We start from the raw sequence: 16,891 nt of genomic DNA, 5'->3' as shown, positions 1-16,891 counted from the left end.
TTTCGGATTGCTCATGGCGGTCATGTCCTTTGACGCGGAGAAAAAAGAGGGGCTGCCTCGCCGGCAAGCCCGGGGCGCCCGATGCGCTGTGCCGGCAGGTTCGCCTGCCAGCCGGTGTCATTCAACACGCGATTTCATGGTAACGCCACTTAATCAAATTGATTAATAAAATCCCTAAAACCAGCCTTAAAAGATCTTAAAACCACCGAATTGAATGATCACATCAAAAAAGACCTGCTACGCTATCGAATAAATACAGGATCGTCCGCGGATCAGTAGTTATCCGTATTTTTCACACGGTTGTCATTCACTTATAGCCGAATCATGAAGCCGTATATTTCATCGCTGCTTGCCGGGATTCTCGCCGGCGTTGTCTACTTCCTGATCGGCGTGCAATCGCCCGCTCCGCCGACGATCGCACTGGCCGGCCTGCTGGGCATCCTTGCCGGCGAACAGATCCTGCCGATCGCACGGCGGATGCTGGCCGGGATTCACCTGAAAACCGCGTGGAGCGACGCGAAGTGCAGCCAGCACATGTTCGGCTCCCTGCCCGGCGCCCAGGCATCCGATGCTGCCGCGAAGAAACGTTAATCGACGCCGTCGTGATACGCGTTGATTGACCAGGTTCGGGGATGCCGATCGGCGGGTCAGCCAATCTCCCGACGCCCGCGGCACGCGAGCAAGCCGGAACGCGAAACGCCCGCGAAACCCGGGCCCAGCCGGCACGACTTCCCCGTGCGCTGACGCTCCGGAAACGGCGCACATCGCCAATACCGATCGGACGCTGCAATCGCGCGACGCAATCTTGCCCGGAACAGGATGGCGCTCCGGCTCCGGCCTCCGGATAATTTGTTCCGGTTCGTATTGGACTCTGCAGCGCTTGGCGATAACATGACAGCCCGACGCACGCGTGGAATTCACTATGAAGCTGTCATTCGAAGCGCTCGAAGCACTGGACGCGATCGATCGCACCGGCACGTTCGCCGAAGCCGCGGAGCTCCTGCACCGCGTACCGTCTGCGCTGACCTATCTCGTACAAAAGCTCGAAAGCGACCTCGACGTCGCACTGTTCGACCGCAGCGGGCGCCGTGCGAAGCTCACGCACGCGGGCCGCGTGGTCGTCGAAGAGGGCCGCCGGCTGCTGCATGCCGCCCAACAGCTCGAACTCAAGGCACTTCGTGCACAGCAAGGCTGGGAAACCGAGGTTCGCATCTGTATCGACGAGATCCTGCCGTTCGACGCGTTGTGGCCGTACGTGCATACGTTCTACGGACTCGAGATGAACACGCGGCTGCGCCTGTCCACTGAAGTGCTCGGCGGCACCTGGGATGCGCTGATTTCTCGCCGCGCGGATCTCGTCGTCGGCGCGGTGGGCGAGCCGCCGGAGCTGCCGAATATCGTCGCGCGGCCGATCGGCACGCTCAGGCACGTGTTCGCCGTCGCCCCCACCCATCCGCTCGCGGCGTTGCCCGAACCGCTGTCGATGGCGTCGGTCGTCGAGTATCGCGGCGCCGTCATCAGCGATACCTCGCGCGAACTGCAGCCGCGCTCGGTCAACGTCGATGCCGGGCAGCCGTATCTCGCGGTCCCCACGCTCGCCGCAAAACTGGCCGCGCAGTGCGAAGGACTCGCGGTGGGCACGCTGCCGGATTGCGTCGCAGCACGCGCGATCGCGCAGGGCAAGCTCGTCGCACGCCAGGTGACCGGCATGCGCGACACGACACAGTGCTATATCGCGTGGCGCGGCGACGAAGCCGGACGCGCGCTGCACTGGTGGGTCGAGCAGCTCGACCACCCCGATCTCGTCGACCGGTTCACCGCGCTCGCCTGATTCCGCCGCACGCCGGCCGCACCGCTCGATCGGCCTGTTCCAGCGATCTCCCGCCACCGCCGCGTCAGCCGAACGAATCGTGAAGGCGCTTCATCTCCTTCTCGAGCCATTCGATCAGGTTGAACGACGCATGCGCGGTCGCGGCCGGCGGGATCATCATCCTCTCCTCGGTCGCGATGTGTTCGTTGAGGGATTCGCACATCAACCGTCCGAGTTCGGGTTTCCTCGCGAGCAGCGGCGACAGGTCGCGGCTGCTCAACTGATAGGCCGTCACGGCCGTCACCGCGTAGACACTGGCATGAAGTTGCGTGCCGGCCAGCACGACGGACTGGCCGATCGCATCGCCGGGCACCATCCGCCTGACCTCGATGTCGCCGGTCGCGCCCGGCACGAACACCGACGCGACACCGGACCCGACGATCGTCAGCAGGCGCGTATCGGAATTCGACGCGTAGATCACGTCCCCTTTGTGGAAGATGCGCGACGCCAGCGCATCGGCCAGCACCGCCAGATCCTCGTCGTCGAGTTGCCTGAAGAGTTCGACCGCGCGCAGCAGCCGTTGACCGCTCGAAGCCGGCCGGTGCGCCGCGGCCGTCCCGCCGAGCGGGCGCAGCGCGATGTCCGCGGCGGCGAGATGCCGGTGGGCCAGATCGTAGAGCCGGTTACGCACCGCCACCTTTTTTTGCAGCGCGTCGACGTAGCAGACGAGTTCGTATTCGACGGAATTGGTCCTGAAGGCCTTGACGACCGAGATCGGCGCGGGACTGGCCAGCACGTCCAGCGAACTGGCGGCAGCGCGGTCGAGCGCATCGACGACGACGGCCGGCCTAACTGCCGGATCGATCTCGATCGTCAATGTCACGCCGTGCACGCTCGCGGGTTCGCTCAGGTTGACGATCGTCGCCTTCGCCGCCGTGCTGTTCGGCACGACGACCAGGTTGCCGAGGCTGTTGATCATCTTTGTCGCGCGCCAGTTGCTTTCGACTATCCGCCCTTCCAGTTCGCCGATGGCCACCGTGTCGCCCAGGCGAAACGGCTGGGTGGTATTCAGCACGAGGCCCGAGAACACGTCGTTCAGCGTGTTCTGGACGGCCAGGCCGAGGATCACGGCCACGGCGCCCGAAGTCGCGACCAGGCCGCTCAGCGGCAGGCCCAGTACGTAGCCCAGCGCAGCTACCGCGGCCGCACCGAACACGGCGCCCGCGGCGATGTCGTGAAACAGCCGCTGGTTGCGCCACGCGCGCGGCAGCAGCAAATGGTCGAGCATCAGGCTGAACACCAGCGCGCACTGCAGCCACCATGCGACGCCGATCGCCTGGATCGCAAGCCGGTCGAACCGGTCGGGCGACGGTGGCACCGCGAGCGGGCTCACGCCGGTGGCGAACAACACATAGGTCAGCGCGGCGAACGACGCGCAGCGCCAGACCGCTTTCGCCGTCGAACGGCCAGGCCCGAGCAACCGCCACGCAACGAGGTCGGCAACGACGATCGGCGCGCCGTAGGCGACCGTGACGGACAGGTTCAGCATGCTGGAATGGGCCGCGTGCGCGCGTTGCGATTGGCGGGGAACCCGTGCGATCGCATGGCTCGCGCTACCCGATCCGGCGAGCGGCCGCCGGCAGCGAATCGTGGCGTGAAAGGTCGGACGGGACAGGTTTCATGCGGTAGTCGTTCGATGACGCGCGAAGTCGCCGCGGCACGACACGTGCCGACGCCGCCCCACGCTGGCATTCAGTGGCGTCGGGATATCGACGAGCGGCGGTGCGAGCCGGTCTGCTGCCCGCCCGCGAATCGCCGACGGTCTCCATGCATGCAATGTAGACGCACCGGCCGGCCAAGTCCTGAGTTCAGGCTGAAACGTTCTGAATTCGGCAGCGGCGCGCGCCGTTACGGTTCGCGCGCCGGCAACCCGGCCTCGTCCGCGTCGACCCCGAGCGCGTGCAGTTCGGACCAGGCGTCGTGCACGACCTGCGTCGCCCCCGACGTATGGGCGAGCGCGGCGGCATAGGCGGCCAGCAGGCGCACGCGCGCATCCTCGCGCGCCCGGGTCTCGTCCATATTCCGCATGGCATCGAGCGCCGCGCGCGCCCGTTCGCGACATTCGTCCACCAGCGACAGGTCGAACAGGCACGGGACCGCGACAGCCGCCAGCGCGATGCCGACCTCCGCATCGCCGTTCGGCGAAAACGCCCAGTCGAGCGCCGCGCGCAGATTGCCGAGTTCGCGCCGGATCACGTCGAGCCGCGATTCGGCCCGCGGCCCGTCGTCGCCACCGGGCGCAAGCCTGAACAACCGATGGAAGTAGTTCGCATGCGCGAGTGCCGCGGCCGCGCATTCGCCGTTGTTCGCGAGCTGCTGCAGCGCATACGCGCGCGTCGTGGTCAGCAGCCGGTAGCGCGGCGCGCCGTGCGCGCTCTCGAGGCTCAGCAGCGACTTCGACACGAGGCCCGCGATCGTGTCGAGCAGGTCCGCATCGGCCAGCCCCTTCGTGCCGACGATCTCCCGCACCGCGTCGATCGAGAAGCTGTCGCGGAACACGCCGAGCCACCGCAACAACAGGCGCTCCGCGTCCCCGAGCAGGCGGTAGCTCCAGTCGTACATCGCCTGCAGCGTCTGATGACGCGGCAAGGCCGTCCGAAAACCGCCGGTCAGCAACCTGAAATGATCGTCGAGATGCGCGGCCAGCATATCGATGCCGAGCACGGCCGCTCGCGCCGCTGCCAGTTCGATCGCGAGCGGGAGACCGTCGAGGCGCCGGCACACCGACGCCATCAGCGACACACTGCGTCCGTCGAGCGGAAAGCGGGGATCGGAGGCGCACACGCGCGCCGAGAACAGTTGCACCGCGCTTGCGCGCAGGATCTCGGCATCGTCGGCGCCTTCGCCGGGCACATCGAGCGGCGGAACCGGACACAGCCGCTCGCCCTGGATACGCAGCGCCTCGCGGCTGGTCGCGAGGACGCACAATCCGGTGTCCGACTCGGTCAATGCAGTCGCGATCTGCGCGGCGGCGTCGAGCAGATGTTCGCAATTGTCGAGCACCAGCAGCATCCGGCGGTTCGCCACGCTGGCCAGCACCGCTTCGAGCGTCAGCGACCCGGCCGGCTGCACGATGCCGAACGCACCGGCCAGCGCGGCGGGCACGAATTGCGGACACGCAACCGTGGCCAGCGACACGAACGCGGCACCATCCGGAAAGCTCGCCTCGGCCCGCATGGCCGCTTCGAGCGCGACCCGCGTCTTGCCGATGCCGCCTGCCCCGACCAGCGTCACGACGCGCGCGGTGTCGAGCGCCGCGAGGACGTCGGCGACGGTCTGCTCGCGGCCGATGAGCGCGGTCGGCGCGGCGGTCAGCCGCGACGCCGCGGGACGCACGGACGCCACGCCTTCGGCCTGGGCGCCGACCAGCCGATAGCCGCGCCCCGGCACCGTGACGATCAGGTTCCGGTCGCCGGCCAGCGCCTTGCGCAGCGCGGCGATATGCACCTGCAGGTTGTTTTCCTCCACGATCGTGTGCGGCCACACGCGCTGCATGATCTCGTCTTTCGACACCAATGCGCCGTTCGCCCGAATCAGGAGTTCGAGAATTTCGAATGCGCGGCTGCCGATGCGCAGCAGTTTGCCGTTCGAGCGAATTTCACGCCTGTCGAGAAAAACGTGAAGCGTTCCAATCCTGATCATGGGAATTCTTAATCGATTTCTTTCATTGATGCCCTGTCAGAAATGACACCGGTTCGACGCCATGCTACGGCATTTGCGTCGCGAAATGATTCAAATTATCAGAACAGGAAGAGCAAAATTTTTGAATCGACGAAAGCCATGATCGCCGCGACGTCTCCCGGATATGCGATATGCGCGGCGTCCCGCCCGGCACCGTGCACCACGGCGTCCTGCATTTTCAATGTGTGAAACAGTCGTTCACCCATGAACCTGTTTGGCACGATAAATCGGCCGATATGCCGAAATCAATTTCGTGATCCCGTTAATTGAAATCGCAGTTCGCATGACTTGCGAAAAAACCGGGTAAAAGCGACGTGCGAAGCGCAGCAAAATCGATTCCGGGCGTGAGAACCGGTCGGATTTTCCGTTCAGAACGATTCAGGCGCCGCTCAGGACATTCAGCGGCGCGGCGCGCGACGATGGTTCGATGGCGCCAGCGTCGAGCGACCGCCGTCACGCCGCGAGGAACACGACCATGGGCAACCGTATCGCCGGCATCCGGATTCCCGACGGCCCGATCGCACGGGAGGCCGCCGCGACCGTGCGCGCCGGCGCACCGGAACTCCTGTTCCGGCACGCGATGCGCGTGTTCGCGTTTGCGTCGATCATCGGCCTGCGTCGCGGCATCGCGTTCGACGCCGAGCTGCTGTACGTCGCCGCGCTGTTCCATCACTTCGGGCTGACGGAGCGCTACCGGCATTCGCGCCGGCGCTTCGAAATCGACGGCGCGAATGCCGCACACGTGTTCCTCGGCGGATACGGCGTCGCCGCCGACGATGCGGAGGAGGTCTGGCGTGCGATCGCGCTGCACACGAGCTTCGGCATTCACCCGTACATGACGCCGTTGACGGCGTTGCTCGGCGCGGGTATCGAGACGGATCTCTTTGCGCGTCATTTCGACGACGTGTGCCGATCCGAACGCGACGAGATCCTGAACGCGTGGCCGCGCGGCCCGGGTTTCAAGGAGCTGTTCCTCGAGGCGCTCGCCGCGGGCACCGCGCATCGCCCTGCCACTGCGTTCGGCAACGTCGGCGCCGACGTGCTCGAGCGTTGCGACCCGGACTATCGTCGTACGAATTTCTGCGGCCTGGTGCTCGGGTCGAAATGGACGGAGTGAGCCGTCCGTTCGGCCGGGCCCGCTCCGCCACGTCATGGCCGCGGCCGGGTCATGCGCGGGCGAACGCCAGCAGTTCGTCGTTCAATCGTTGCGCATGCGTCAGATACAGCGCGTGCGGCCCGCCCTCGTAGACGCTCAGCGTCGCGTGCGGCATGCGCTTCGCCGTGGCCGCGCCCGTGAGCGCGAGCGGCACCGTCTGGTCGTCGTCGCCGTGAATCACGAGCGTCGGCACGTCGAACTTGTCGAGATCCGCCCTGAAATCGGTTTCGGAGAACGCGCCGACGCAATCGAGCGTGCCCTTCAATCCGGCCTGCAGCGCCATGAACGAGGTCCAGTCGAGCGCGGCGCGCGAGATCGTCGAAGCGGCCCGGTTCGAACCGGTGAACAGCGGCCAGAATTGCTCGAAGAATGCCGCGCGGTCGGCCACGATGCCCGCGCGAATACCGTCGAACACGGCCACGTCGACGCCGTCCGGATGGTCGTCGCGTCGCGCGACCAGCGGCGTCACCGACCCCATCAGCACGGCCTTCGCGATGTGTCGCGTGCCGTGCCGGCCGATGTAGCGCGCCACTTCGCCGCCGCCCATCGAAAAACCGACAAGCGTCACGTCGCGCAGCGCGAGCGTCTCGATCAGCGTCGCGAGATCGTCCGCCAGCGTGTCGTAGTCGTATCCGGTCCACGGCTGGCCGGACCGGCCGAAGCCGCGCCGGTCGTAGGCGATGCAGCGAAAACCGTGCGATGCGAGATGATGCATCTGGACGTCCCACATGTCCGCATTCAGCGGCCAGCCGTGAATGAACACGACCGGGCGCCCTGCACCCCAGTCCTTGTAGTGGATCGAAACGCCGTCGCGTGTCGTGAACGTGCTCATGAAGATTCCTTAGCGGTGAAAATGCAGCGGCCGCCAGCGATGGCCGACGGACTGCGCGCACCGTCCCGTGTCATGAACGGGACAGCCTGACGATGAACCGTTCCAGTTCGGACGCGAGGATCACCTCGCGGTAGTTTGCGGGGCGCTTCGCTCCGCGCCATTGCGGCTTGTAGATCGCATCGCCGGTATGAATCGTGATGCCGGTCAGCGCGCAGCGGCCGAGGGCGCGGGACTTCGCGCTGATCCAGCGCTGCTCGTCGTAGCGGCAGCGCGTCGGATCGCTCCACGATATCAGCACCGACGAATCGGTCTGCCGCTCGGCGGCGACGATCGCGCAACGGCGGCGCACGCCGCCGCTCGACGCGGGCCACGCATCGTCGCGATGGCGGCGGCGCGCGGCGTCCGGGTCGCGAAGATGCGACGGCGCACAGCGGCTCGCGGCCGGCGACGGGTCGAGCAGCGTCATCACGTGCTCCCAGCGATTGAATTCGTCCATGGCGGCGTACCCAGGCAAGTGGCAACGGGGCGCGGATGGTTCGCACCCGCCCGCATTGCGGTCGTCATCCGCCGGCACGAACTGGCAAGACCCGCGACGGGATGACCTGATGCTGACGATAACGAGCCGCCGCTGAAGAGTCTTGATTCCGGGCTTAATTTTTCTGGCCGGTGCGTTCGCGCGACCTGCGCGCGACCGCCTTCATGAAAATTCAGCGCGATTTCAGTACAGGTTGCATGACCCCGCGATAGGCTCCTGTCGGCGTTGGTTCGCAGCCTTCGCGCGCCTGCCGGCCCGCGACCGCGACCGCGAACGCACGCCGGCTGCCGGCGCGATTGCCGCATGCGGGCAGGTCCGAACCATCCATCCAACGCGGCATCGTTCCACCGCACGTTCAAGGAGTCCCAATGCGTTCAGCAGACATCGACGCCGTTCCCTCGGCGCGTCGCCGAGACATGCTGCTTGCCGGCGCGACCGCCGTTGCAGCCGCCGCGCTGCCGGCGGCCGCCGCCGCTGCCGCCCCCAAACACGCCGCTTCCGCCCATCAAGGAGCTCATCCGATGAACACGATCACCACCAAAGACGGTACGCAGATTTACTTCAAGGACTGGGGCAGCGGCCGCCCGGTCGTCTTCTCGCACGGCTGGCCGCTGTGCGCTGACGCGTGGGACCCGCAGATGCTGTTCCTGGTGCAGCACGGCTATCGCGTGATCGCGCACGATCGCCGCGGTCACGGCCGCTCGAGCCAGCCGTCGCACGGCAACGACATGGACACGTATGCCGACGATCTGGCGGCGCTGATGGATGCGCTCGACCTGCGCGAAGCCACGCTCGTCGGCCATTCCACCGGCGGCGGCGAAGTCGCGCACTACATCGGGCGCCACGGCACGAAGCGCGTGTCGAAGGCCGTGCTGATCGGCGCCGTGCCGCCGCAGATGGTGAAATCGGCGTCCAATCCCGGCGGCCTGCCGATGGACGTATTCGACGGGATCCGCAAGAACGTCGCCGAGAACCGTTCGCAGTTCTACAAGGATCTCGCCGTGCCGTTCTTCGGCTTCAACCGTCCGGATGCGAAGGTGTCGCAGGGCACGATCGACGCGTTCTGGGCGCAGGGCATGATGGGCGGCGTCTATGGCCAGTATCTGTGCGTCAAGGAATTCTCCGAGGTCGACTACACCGAGGACCTGAAGAAGATCGACGTCCCGACGCTGATCCTGCACGGCGACGACGACCAGATCGTGCCGATCGACGATTCGGCCCGCCTGTCCGCGAAGATCGTGAAGCACGCGCAACTCAAGGTGATCCCCGGCGGCGCGCACGGGATGTGCGTCGTCAACGCCGACCGGATCAATGCCGAACTGCTCGCGTTCCTGAAGGCGTAAGCATTGCGGCACGGCGCGCCCGGCCTGAAGGCCTTCAGGCCGGCGCGCCCTTCAGCACGTTTCAGGATTTTTCAGGTCGCCGCCATTGCGTTGCGGCGGGCGCGATCGCCAGCATCGTCGATGCGGCATATCCGCCGATCCGGCGTCGGGCACTCACGGCGCACGCGCCGGCCTGAGCAGCAAGCCGATCAACACCCCCGCGACCGCGAAAGCCGTCGCGACACGAAAATTGTCGGCCAGCGCGAGCGTGGTCGCCTGGATGCGGACCGCCCGGTCGAGCAGCGCATAAGCCGCCTGGTCGCCGGTCGCAAAGGTCGCGCCGTGCGATACGAGCGACGCCGCGCCGGCCCGCAGGCGCTCCAGCGTTTGCGGATCCGACAGCGTGACATGCAGACCGACGAGATTCGAATGGGTAGCCTCCATGATGCGCTGGACCACCGCGATCGACGTCGTGCCGAGCTGCCCGCTCAGCAGGCGCGTCGTCTGCACGACGGCGCCGAACGTCAGTACATGCTCGGCCGTCGCGTGCTTGCCGAAAAAGAACACGACCGATGTGAGCGCCATCGTCTGACCCAACGCCTGCAGCAGCTGCGACGGGATGAAGTCGGGTTCGGCCCAGACGGGCGTGAGGCGCGCGCCGAGCGCGAACGCGACCGCCACCATCGCGAAGCCGGCCACGATCAGCCGGCGCGGATCGACGCGTTGCAGCAGCCACGCCACGCACGGCGCGAACAGCAGCTGCGGCATCGCGATCCAGCGCAGCGTATCGCCGATCTGCAGCGGGCGAAGCCCGTAGGTGCTCGCGAGAAACGCCGACGGAATGAAGCTCGTGTTGAGCACGGTAAAGCGCACGAGGCCGACGAGCAGGATCAGCAACGCAACGTTGGGCAGCGTGAGGTAGCCGAGATCGAGTCCGGCCCGTCGCGACGTCAGTTCGTGGATCAGGAACGCGGCCACCATCACGATGCCGATGCACAGCAGCGCGACGATCAGCGGCGACTGGAACCAGAACAGCCGCTCGCCCTGATCGAGCGCGATGCACAGGCACGCGAACCCGCCGGCGCCGAGCAGCATGCCGCGCGTATCGATACCGGACGCGATGCGCTTGATCGGCTCGGTGGACAGCGACAGCATCAGGCAGACGATGAACGGCACGGTCAGCAATGCGTTCTGCCAGAACAGCCAGCGCCAGCTCAGGTGTTCGCTGTACCACCCTTCGAGCGTCGCCGACAGGTTGAGCGACATCTCGAGGTTCATCGCATATGCGGCGATGCCGAACGGAATCAGCCGCGGCGGCAGCGTGCGGACGACGAACCCGACGGTCAGCGGCACGAACACGCCGGACGCGAAACCGGCCAGGCTCTGGAACACGATGAACGTGCCGAAGTTCGTGCACAGCGGCAGCACGCTTTCGACGACCAGAAATACCGCGGCGCCCGCCAGCAGCACGCGACGCGTGCCGAACACGAAGGCCGCCGCGATCGCGAGCGGCCCGACGAACATCTGCGACGCGATGAATGCGGTGTTGATCCATGCGCCCTCGTCGAACCCGACGCCGAGCGCACCGCGTATGTCGGCGAGCCCGAGCGACGTGATGCGCGACGTCAAGGTCGCGATGATCGCGCCGAGCAGCACGGCCGCGATCGCGGCGATCGAACGAAACGTCGGTATGTCGGAGGCCGGCGCTGCGGCCGGCCCCGGTGTCGCGCCACCGGGGGCGAACGTGGTGTTCATCGTCGAGCGGCTCCCGCACAAAAAGCTCGCGCAAGCATAGCGCGATGCGACAAACCCTGTTTTTTCGATGGAGTATCCCGATCGTGAGCACGAACTCGCCGGACACGCCGCCCACTTCCGCCGCGCGCTCGCGCAAATGGCCGATCGTATCGATCGCCGGATGCGCGCTGTTGCTCGTCGCGCTGCTGGTCTATGAATTCGACGCGCATGATCGCGGCACCGACGACGCGTACGTGACGGGCCACCTGCACGTGATCTCGCCACGCGTGGCCGGCACGGTCGAGCGCGTGCTGGTGAACGACAACCAGTTCGTGCACGCGGGCGACCCGCTCGTGCGGCTCGACCCGCGCGATTTCGACGTGCGCGTCGCGCTGCAGCGGGCCCGCGTCGCGCAGGCGCGCTCCGATGCGAGCCGCGCGAAGGCGCTGGTCGAGCAAGCGGAAGCGACGCTCGTGTCGGCGCATGCCGACGCCGAGAAGGCCGAGCTCGACTACGCGCGGGCACGCGAACTGACCCGCGAAACCCCGCGCGGGCTGTCGCAGCAGGAATTCGATGCCGCCAACGCGGCGCGCAAGTCCGCCCGCGCACGCATCGAGGCGGCCGAAGCGCAGCGGCGCAGCGCGCAGGCCGCGCAGCAGGCCGCCGATGCCGTGTCGAACCAGAACGACGCCGAGCTGCGCGATGCGGAGCTTCAGCGCCAGTACACGACCGTCGTGGCGCCGTCGGACGGCTACGTCGGCAAGAAGACCGTCGAGACCGGCGAGCATGTCGCGCCCGGCCAGGCGCTGCTCACGCTCGTCGAACCGCACCCGTGGGTGGTCGCGAACTTCCGCGAAACCCAGCTCCGGCACGTTCGCGCCGGCGACGTCGTGCAGTTGCGCTTCGACGCGCTGCCGGACCGGACCTTCAGCGGGCACGTCGACAGCCTGTCGCCCGCGACGGGCGGGCAATTCTCGCTGTTGCCGCCCGACAACGCGACCGGAAACTTCACGAAAGTGACGCAGCGGGTGCCCGTCAAGATCCTGCTGGACGGCCCGGCCTCGGCCGAACCGCGCATTCGGCCCGGCCTGTCGGTCGTCGTCTCGCTGCAACGCGGCCGCACGCAGCCATGACCCGCATCGCCGCCCTGCTCGCCGCCGGCCTGCTGAGCGCGTGCACGATCGCGCCGCAGCCGCTCGCCCCCGTCGCGGTCGGAGCCGACCGGTTCCGTCATGCTGATGCGCCCGACGAACCCGCACCGTCGCTCGTCGAATGGCCCGCATCGTTCGGCGATCCGCCGCTCGTCGCGCTCGTCGATGCCGCGCTCGCCGGCAACCACGACATCCGCGCCGCCGCGGCGCGCGTCGACCAGGCGCAGGCGCTGCTCGGCGTGCGCGAAGCCGCACTGGCGCCCACCGTCGGCGTCGATCCGTCGTTCAGCCGCTCGCGCGTATCCGGCACGGTCGACAACGCGTTGCCGAAACGCACGATGCACAACTGGTCGGTGCCGTTCAACGCCGGCTATGAAGTCGATTTGTGGGGGCGCCTGCGCGGCAATGCGGAGATCGGCCGGCAGAACGTGCTGCAGGCAGACGCGGATCGCGCGGCCGTTCGCCTGCGCGTCGCGACCGACGTCGCGAGCGATTACCTGACGCTCCATTTCGTCGAGCAGGATCTCGCGACGCTCGCCCGCGCGATCGAACTGCGACGCACCGCACTCGACGTGATCGCCGCACGCGTGCGGGCCGGCGCGGCAAGCGATCTCGATGCGCTGCGCGCGGCGGCCGATCTCGATACGGCTCGCGCCGATCTCGCGGACAGCCGGCGGCTGCGCGAAAACCTCGTCGACGCGCTCGCCGTGCTGACCGGCGTCTCGCCGACCGCATTCTCGGTCGCGCCGACCGCGTCCGCCATCCGCGTGCCGGCGGTGCCGCCCGGCCTGCCGTCCGCGCTGCTCGCGCAACGGCCGGACGTCTATGCGGCGGCGCGCCGCGTCGACGCGGCATCGCTCGAAATCGGCGTCGCCCGCACCGCGTGGCTTCCGACCTTGACGCTGACCGCCCAGGGCGGGTTCGCCAGCCGCGACCTCGGCACGTTTCTCGATCGCAACAGTTCGTTGTGGGGCCTCGGCGCGAGCGTGGCCGAAACGGTGTTCGACGGCGGCAAGCGCGAGGCCGCGGTGGCCGCCGCGAAGGCAGGCGCGGACCTCGCCGACGCGAACTATCGCGCGACCGCGCTGGGCGCGCTGCGCGAGGTTCAGGACGCACTCAACGACATCGCCGCGCAGAAAGAGCGGATCGTGCGCTACGACAGCGCGGCGCGCGCCACCGAAGCGGCGGCGCGGTTGTCGCTGAGCCGTTACGGGCACGGCTACGTCAGTTATCTCGAGGTCATCGACGCGGACCGGGACGCACTGAATGCGCGACGCCAGCTGATTCATAGCCGCCAGGCACTCGCGATCGCGACGGTCAATCTCGTGCGTGCGCTGGGCGGCGGGTGGGCGCCGCCTGCGTCGACACCGGCGAGCGACGCGAAACACGCTGATCGATTCTGAAAAACGCGCCGTCCGTTTCCGCTCGAACGGCCTCGCGTATCTTCATATCTATCGTGAGCTTACCTAACGTTTTTTGCGTTGCCCGGTGCCGGAGTGTCGTATGGACTGGTCGTGCCAGAATCCACCGAAGCGAGACCTGTCATGGATCGCCTGAAAACGGCGCGTCGGGTGCATCCCGCTGGGCGTTTACGCGAGCCCGCGATATCACGCCGAAGCCGCAGCCGGCGCCGTTACGTCGAACAACCCGGCACGCTCGCTCAGTCGCGTGCGCCGGCCGGGCGCACGCCCAGCGCTTCGGCTTGCCGCACGAGATCCGGCAGCGTGCGGACCTGCATCTTCTTCATCACCTGGGCCCGGTGCACCTTCACCGTGATTTCCTGCAGGCCTAGATTCGCCGCGATCTGCTTGTTCATCAGGCCCGCGACCACCTGGCTCATCACTTCGCGTTCGCGCGGCGTCAACGACGCGTAGGCCTGACGCACCGCGTCCAGCACGCGCTCGCGCGCGCGGCGCTCGCCGTCGCGGGCCAGTGCGCGGCCGACGGCATCGAGCATCGCTTCGTCGTCGAACGGCTTCGTCAGGAAGTCGAGCGCGCCGCCCTTCATCGCCTTGACCGTCGTGGCCACGTCGCCGTAACCGGTCATGAACAGGATCGGCACGTTCAGGCCCGCACGCACCGCTTCCTCCTGAAGGGCCAGCCCGCTCTCGTCGACAAGACGCACGTCGAGGATCAGGCAGCACGGCACGTCGGGCCGCTCGAACGCGAGAAACGCCCGCGACGACGCGAACGTCTCGACGCGAAACCCCGCCGAGCGCAACAGTGCGCTCAACGCGCGCCGCAGCGTTTCGTCGTCGTCGACCACATAGACGATCGGCGCGGGATCGCCCGCGCCCCGGTTACCGGTCGACGTCATTTCCGGCGTGCTCGCCATTGCATTCCCTGTGTACGCATCCGCTTCATTATCGAATGATAAACTAAGAAAAAGCCGAGCGGAACCGCCACGCCTCACACGGCGCGGCCGGTAGACGGGCCGCCGCTCACGCGGGCGGCGCGCCGGATGCGATCTGATCGATCAGATCGAGCATATCGTCGGATGGAAACGGCTTGCGCAGGAACGCGACCGCGCCTTGCTCGAGCGCGCGGCGCACCGACTCGCCGTCGCCGTGCGCCGACATGACGATGACCGGAATCGTCGCGTTGCGCTGAGCCAGCAGGCGCTGAACGTCGAGACCGCTCATACCCTTCATCTTCAGATCGACCAGCACGCAAGCCGCGCCGTCCAGCGGGCCGGCCGCGAGGAATTCCTCGCCCGACGCGAACGGCAATGCGGTATGCCCGGCCGATTTCAGCAAGCTGGCAAGACTCTTACGGACCGACGCATCGTCATCGATGATGCACACAATGGCCATGAAATGAGAACCCGAGAATTTTGTCAATCCAGAACATCGCGACCCGGCTTGCGCTGCGCCGACGGGCATCGCTGCTTCGCGCAACGCCCGCGCAACCGGTGTTTCAGGCCCACGGCCCCGCGGCCAGCACCGGTTGGGCGGGCGCGGCCGGTGCCGGCTGCGCTTCGGTAGCAAAGGACGCACACCGGGCATGGAGGCGCCCGGCTTCGCCCGACTCCGCCAGTTTCTCGAGCGCATACGCGCGCACGACCTCGAGGAACGAGTAACGCTTCGAGAGTCCGACCGAATGAACGACCAGCAGCGATTTCGACGCAAGGCCGACCAGGCAGTCGAGCACCTCTTCGGCACCCAGTTCGTCGCACGCGGCAAGCGCGCAGGCCGCGTCGAGCCGGAATGCATCCGGAAACACCGCGAGGCGGCACAGCACGGTGCGCTCCGTGTCGTCGAGCAGCCGGTAGCTCCAGTCGATGGTGGCCCTGAGGGTCTGCTGGCGGGGATGCGCGGTGCGCAGGCCGCCGGACAGCGACAGGACGGACTTGTCGAGATCGGCCGCCAGCCCCTGGATGCCGAGCGACGCGACCCGGGCCGCGCCGAGTTCGAGCGCGAGCGGCAGGCCGCTCAGGCGGCGGCAGATGGTCGCGATCGCGTTCAGCGTGTTCGTGTCCGCCGGAATGTCGGTGCCCATCGCGCGAGCCCGCGCCAGAAACATGCGGACGGCACCGCTCGCGACGATCTCGCCGTCGTTCGCGCCGGCCGGCGGCACCGGCAGCGGGCCGACGCGATAAACGCGTTCGCCGGCGACACGCAAGGGTTCGCGGCTCGTCACGACGAGTGTCGCGCCGGCATTCGCGTCCGCGATCGCTTCGCAGAGGTCCGCCAGATCGTCGACGTGCTGCTCGGCATTGTCGAGCACCAGCATCACGCGCTGCTCGCCGATCGCGCGCACGACATCGGCAGGTTCGGCGGCAGGGCTGCCCGGCAGGTCGAGCGCGTCCAGCACCGCCGATTCCAGCGTCGCGTCGCGCTGCCAGCCGGCCAGATCGATCCGGACCATCTCGATGCCGCGCACCGCCGCCCAGGTCGTGGCGACCTCCAGCGCGAGATGCGTCTTGCCGACGCCGCCGGGGCCGACCAGCGTGACGAGCGCCTCGCGCTCGAGCAGTGCGTGCAGTTCGGCCGCCTCCTGCTCCCGGCCGATCAGCGGACATTTGCGCGGCACCGCGCCCGCGCGGACGCCGCCTGCCGGCTCGAACCCGGCCGGCAGGCGGTCGGCGTGGTCCGGGTCGACCGGCGGAGCGAGACGATAGCCGCGGCCCGATTCGGTCCGTATCCAGCCGTGCTTGCCGCCGAACAGCTTGCGCAGCGTCGAGATGTGCACCTGGATGTTGTTCTCGACCACGATCGTGTCAGGCCACACGGCCTGCATGATCTCGTCCTTCGACACGAGCCTGCCGGCCGCCTTCACCAGCAGCTCGAGAATCTCGAATGCCCGGGCGCCGATATACCGGGGCTGCCCGTCGACGCAGACTTCGCGGCATTCAAGGGAAACCGTCACTCGCCCGAACGTGTACATGATCCGCACTCGCTTATGCTGCTCCTCACCTTGCGCCGCCTCGCGAGGCGACGCCCTCTGTTCCGCCCGTCCGGCCGCATCGATGCATGCCGGGAGGCTTGAACGCATCGTAGGGCGCGACAGGCGCGCCGACCACTATCCATAGGTTTAGTCCGGCGCCGGCCGGCCCGGTCGCCGGGGGCTGAAGGGGGTACTGCAAATTCCCGCAGGCTGGCGGACAATGC

Annotated in this window: 15 protein-coding genes; 6 read left to right on the top strand and 9 right to left on the bottom strand. The window is 67.5% G+C overall.

All coding sequences use genetic code 11. The features are described from left to right. Nucleotides 1-324 precede the first annotated feature (324 nt). Both ACM6JT_RS33055 and ACM6JT_RS33050 read left to right on the top strand, forming a co-directional pair. Nucleotides 325-591, top strand: a complete 267-nt coding sequence (locus ACM6JT_RS33055; protein ID WP_243566920.1) for a XapX domain-containing protein — start codon at nucleotides 325-327, stop codon at nucleotides 589-591. Nucleotides 592-922: 331 nt separating this feature from the next. Beyond that, nucleotides 923-1,831 (top strand): LysR family transcriptional regulator, encoded by a 909-nt coding sequence (locus ACM6JT_RS33050; RefSeq protein WP_105392453.1) that lies wholly within the window; start codon nucleotides 923-925, stop codon nucleotides 1,829-1,831. Nucleotides 1,832-1,895: 64 nt separating this feature from the next. Here ACM6JT_RS33050 and ACM6JT_RS33045 read toward each other — a convergent pair whose 3' ends face one another. The 3 genes from ACM6JT_RS33045 to ACM6JT_RS33035 all read right to left on the bottom strand — a co-directional run bounded on the left by ACM6JT_RS33045 (nucleotide 1,896) and on the right by ACM6JT_RS33035 (nucleotide 5,757). After that, nucleotides 1,896-3,359 carry a mechanosensitive ion channel domain-containing protein gene (locus ACM6JT_RS33045; RefSeq protein WP_414858014.1) on the bottom strand — a complete coding sequence of 488 codons (1,464 nt, stop codon included), beginning with the start codon at nucleotides 3,357-3,359 and terminating at the stop codon, nucleotides 1,896-1,898. Between the two features lie 359 nt (nucleotides 3,360-3,718). Beyond that, on the bottom strand, nucleotides 3,719-5,512 hold the full coding sequence (locus ACM6JT_RS33040; RefSeq protein ID WP_414858013.1) for a winged helix-turn-helix domain-containing protein: 1,794 nt from the start codon (nucleotides 5,510-5,512) through the stop codon (nucleotides 3,719-3,721). A gap of 98 nt (nucleotides 5,513-5,610) precedes the next feature. Further along, nucleotides 5,611-5,757 (bottom strand): hypothetical protein, encoded by a 147-nt coding sequence (locus tag ACM6JT_RS33035; protein ID WP_414858012.1) that lies wholly within the window; start codon nucleotides 5,755-5,757, stop codon nucleotides 5,611-5,613. Nucleotides 5,758-6,026: 269 nt separating this feature from the next. Between ACM6JT_RS33035 and ACM6JT_RS33030 the strand changes: the two genes are divergently transcribed. Continuing rightward, nucleotides 6,027-6,668 carry an HD domain-containing protein gene (locus ACM6JT_RS33030; RefSeq protein WP_414858011.1) on the top strand — a complete coding sequence of 214 codons (642 nt, stop codon included), beginning with the start codon at nucleotides 6,027-6,029 and terminating at the stop codon, nucleotides 6,666-6,668. A gap of 49 nt (nucleotides 6,669-6,717) precedes the next feature. Here ACM6JT_RS33030 and ACM6JT_RS33025 read toward each other — a convergent pair whose 3' ends face one another. Both ACM6JT_RS33025 and ACM6JT_RS33020 read right to left on the bottom strand, forming a co-directional pair. Further along, nucleotides 6,718-7,539: an alpha/beta fold hydrolase gene (locus ACM6JT_RS33025; protein WP_105392450.1), complete on the bottom strand. Its 822-nt coding sequence runs from the start codon at nucleotides 7,537-7,539 to the stop codon at nucleotides 6,718-6,720. A gap of 70 nt (nucleotides 7,540-7,609) precedes the next feature. After that, a complete protein-coding gene (locus ACM6JT_RS33020) occupies nucleotides 7,610-8,035 on the bottom strand; it encodes a DUF3331 domain-containing protein (RefSeq protein ID WP_034184365.1) in 426 nt (141 codons plus the stop codon). Nucleotides 8,036-8,595: 560 nt separating this feature from the next. On the opposite strand from ACM6JT_RS33020, the gene ACM6JT_RS33015 reads away from it, so the two are divergent. After that, complete coding sequence (locus ACM6JT_RS33015; protein ID WP_034184366.1) at nucleotides 8,596-9,417, top strand: alpha/beta fold hydrolase; 822 nt, start codon at nucleotides 8,596-8,598, stop codon at nucleotides 9,415-9,417. 153 nt (nucleotides 9,418-9,570) lie between these two features. Here ACM6JT_RS33015 and ACM6JT_RS33010 read toward each other — a convergent pair whose 3' ends face one another. Beyond that, the gene (locus ACM6JT_RS33010; RefSeq protein WP_034184367.1) at nucleotides 9,571-11,151 is read right to left on the bottom strand and encodes an MFS transporter; all 1,581 of its coding nucleotides are present in this window, start codon (nucleotides 11,149-11,151) and stop codon (nucleotides 9,571-9,573) included. A 44-nt stretch (nucleotides 11,152-11,195) separates the two neighbouring features. On the opposite strand from ACM6JT_RS33010, the gene ACM6JT_RS33005 reads away from it, so the two are divergent. Both ACM6JT_RS33005 and ACM6JT_RS33000 read left to right on the top strand, forming a co-directional pair. Next, nucleotides 11,196-12,263 (top strand): HlyD family secretion protein, encoded by a 1,068-nt coding sequence (locus ACM6JT_RS33005; RefSeq protein WP_243566923.1) that lies wholly within the window; start codon nucleotides 11,196-11,198, stop codon nucleotides 12,261-12,263. Next, nucleotides 12,260-13,684: an efflux transporter outer membrane subunit gene (locus ACM6JT_RS33000; RefSeq protein ID WP_414858010.1), complete on the top strand. Its 1,425-nt coding sequence runs from the start codon at nucleotides 12,260-12,262 to the stop codon at nucleotides 13,682-13,684. Before ACM6JT_RS33005 ends, ACM6JT_RS33000 begins: the two co-directional genes overlap by 4 nt. Before the next feature lie 257 nt (nucleotides 13,685-13,941). Here the strand turns inward: ACM6JT_RS33000 and ACM6JT_RS32995 are convergent, their stop codons facing one another. From ACM6JT_RS32995 to ACM6JT_RS32985, 3 genes are all read right to left on the bottom strand, one after another. Beyond that, nucleotides 13,942-14,598: a response regulator transcription factor gene (locus tag ACM6JT_RS32995; RefSeq protein WP_235212562.1), complete on the bottom strand. Its 657-nt coding sequence runs from the start codon at nucleotides 14,596-14,598 to the stop codon at nucleotides 13,942-13,944. Between the two features lie 124 nt (nucleotides 14,599-14,722). Next, nucleotides 14,723-15,094, bottom strand: coding sequence for a response regulator transcription factor (locus ACM6JT_RS32990; RefSeq protein ID WP_034184371.1), 372 nt, complete (start codon nucleotides 15,092-15,094; stop codon nucleotides 14,723-14,725). 103 nt (nucleotides 15,095-15,197) lie between these two features. After that, a complete protein-coding gene (locus ACM6JT_RS32985) occupies nucleotides 15,198-16,649 on the bottom strand; it encodes a winged helix-turn-helix domain-containing protein (RefSeq protein WP_414858009.1) in 1,452 nt (483 codons plus the stop codon). Nucleotides 16,650-16,891: the final 242 nt, after the last annotated feature.

This window comes from Burkholderia sp. IT-111MI5 (assembly GCF_949752865.1).
Classification (GTDB): Bacteria; Pseudomonadota; Gammaproteobacteria; order Burkholderiales; family Burkholderiaceae; genus Burkholderia; species Burkholderia pyrrocinia_C.
The sequence above is the reverse complement of the archived record's forward strand: the minus strand, read 5'-3'. Positions and strand labels throughout refer to the sequence as shown.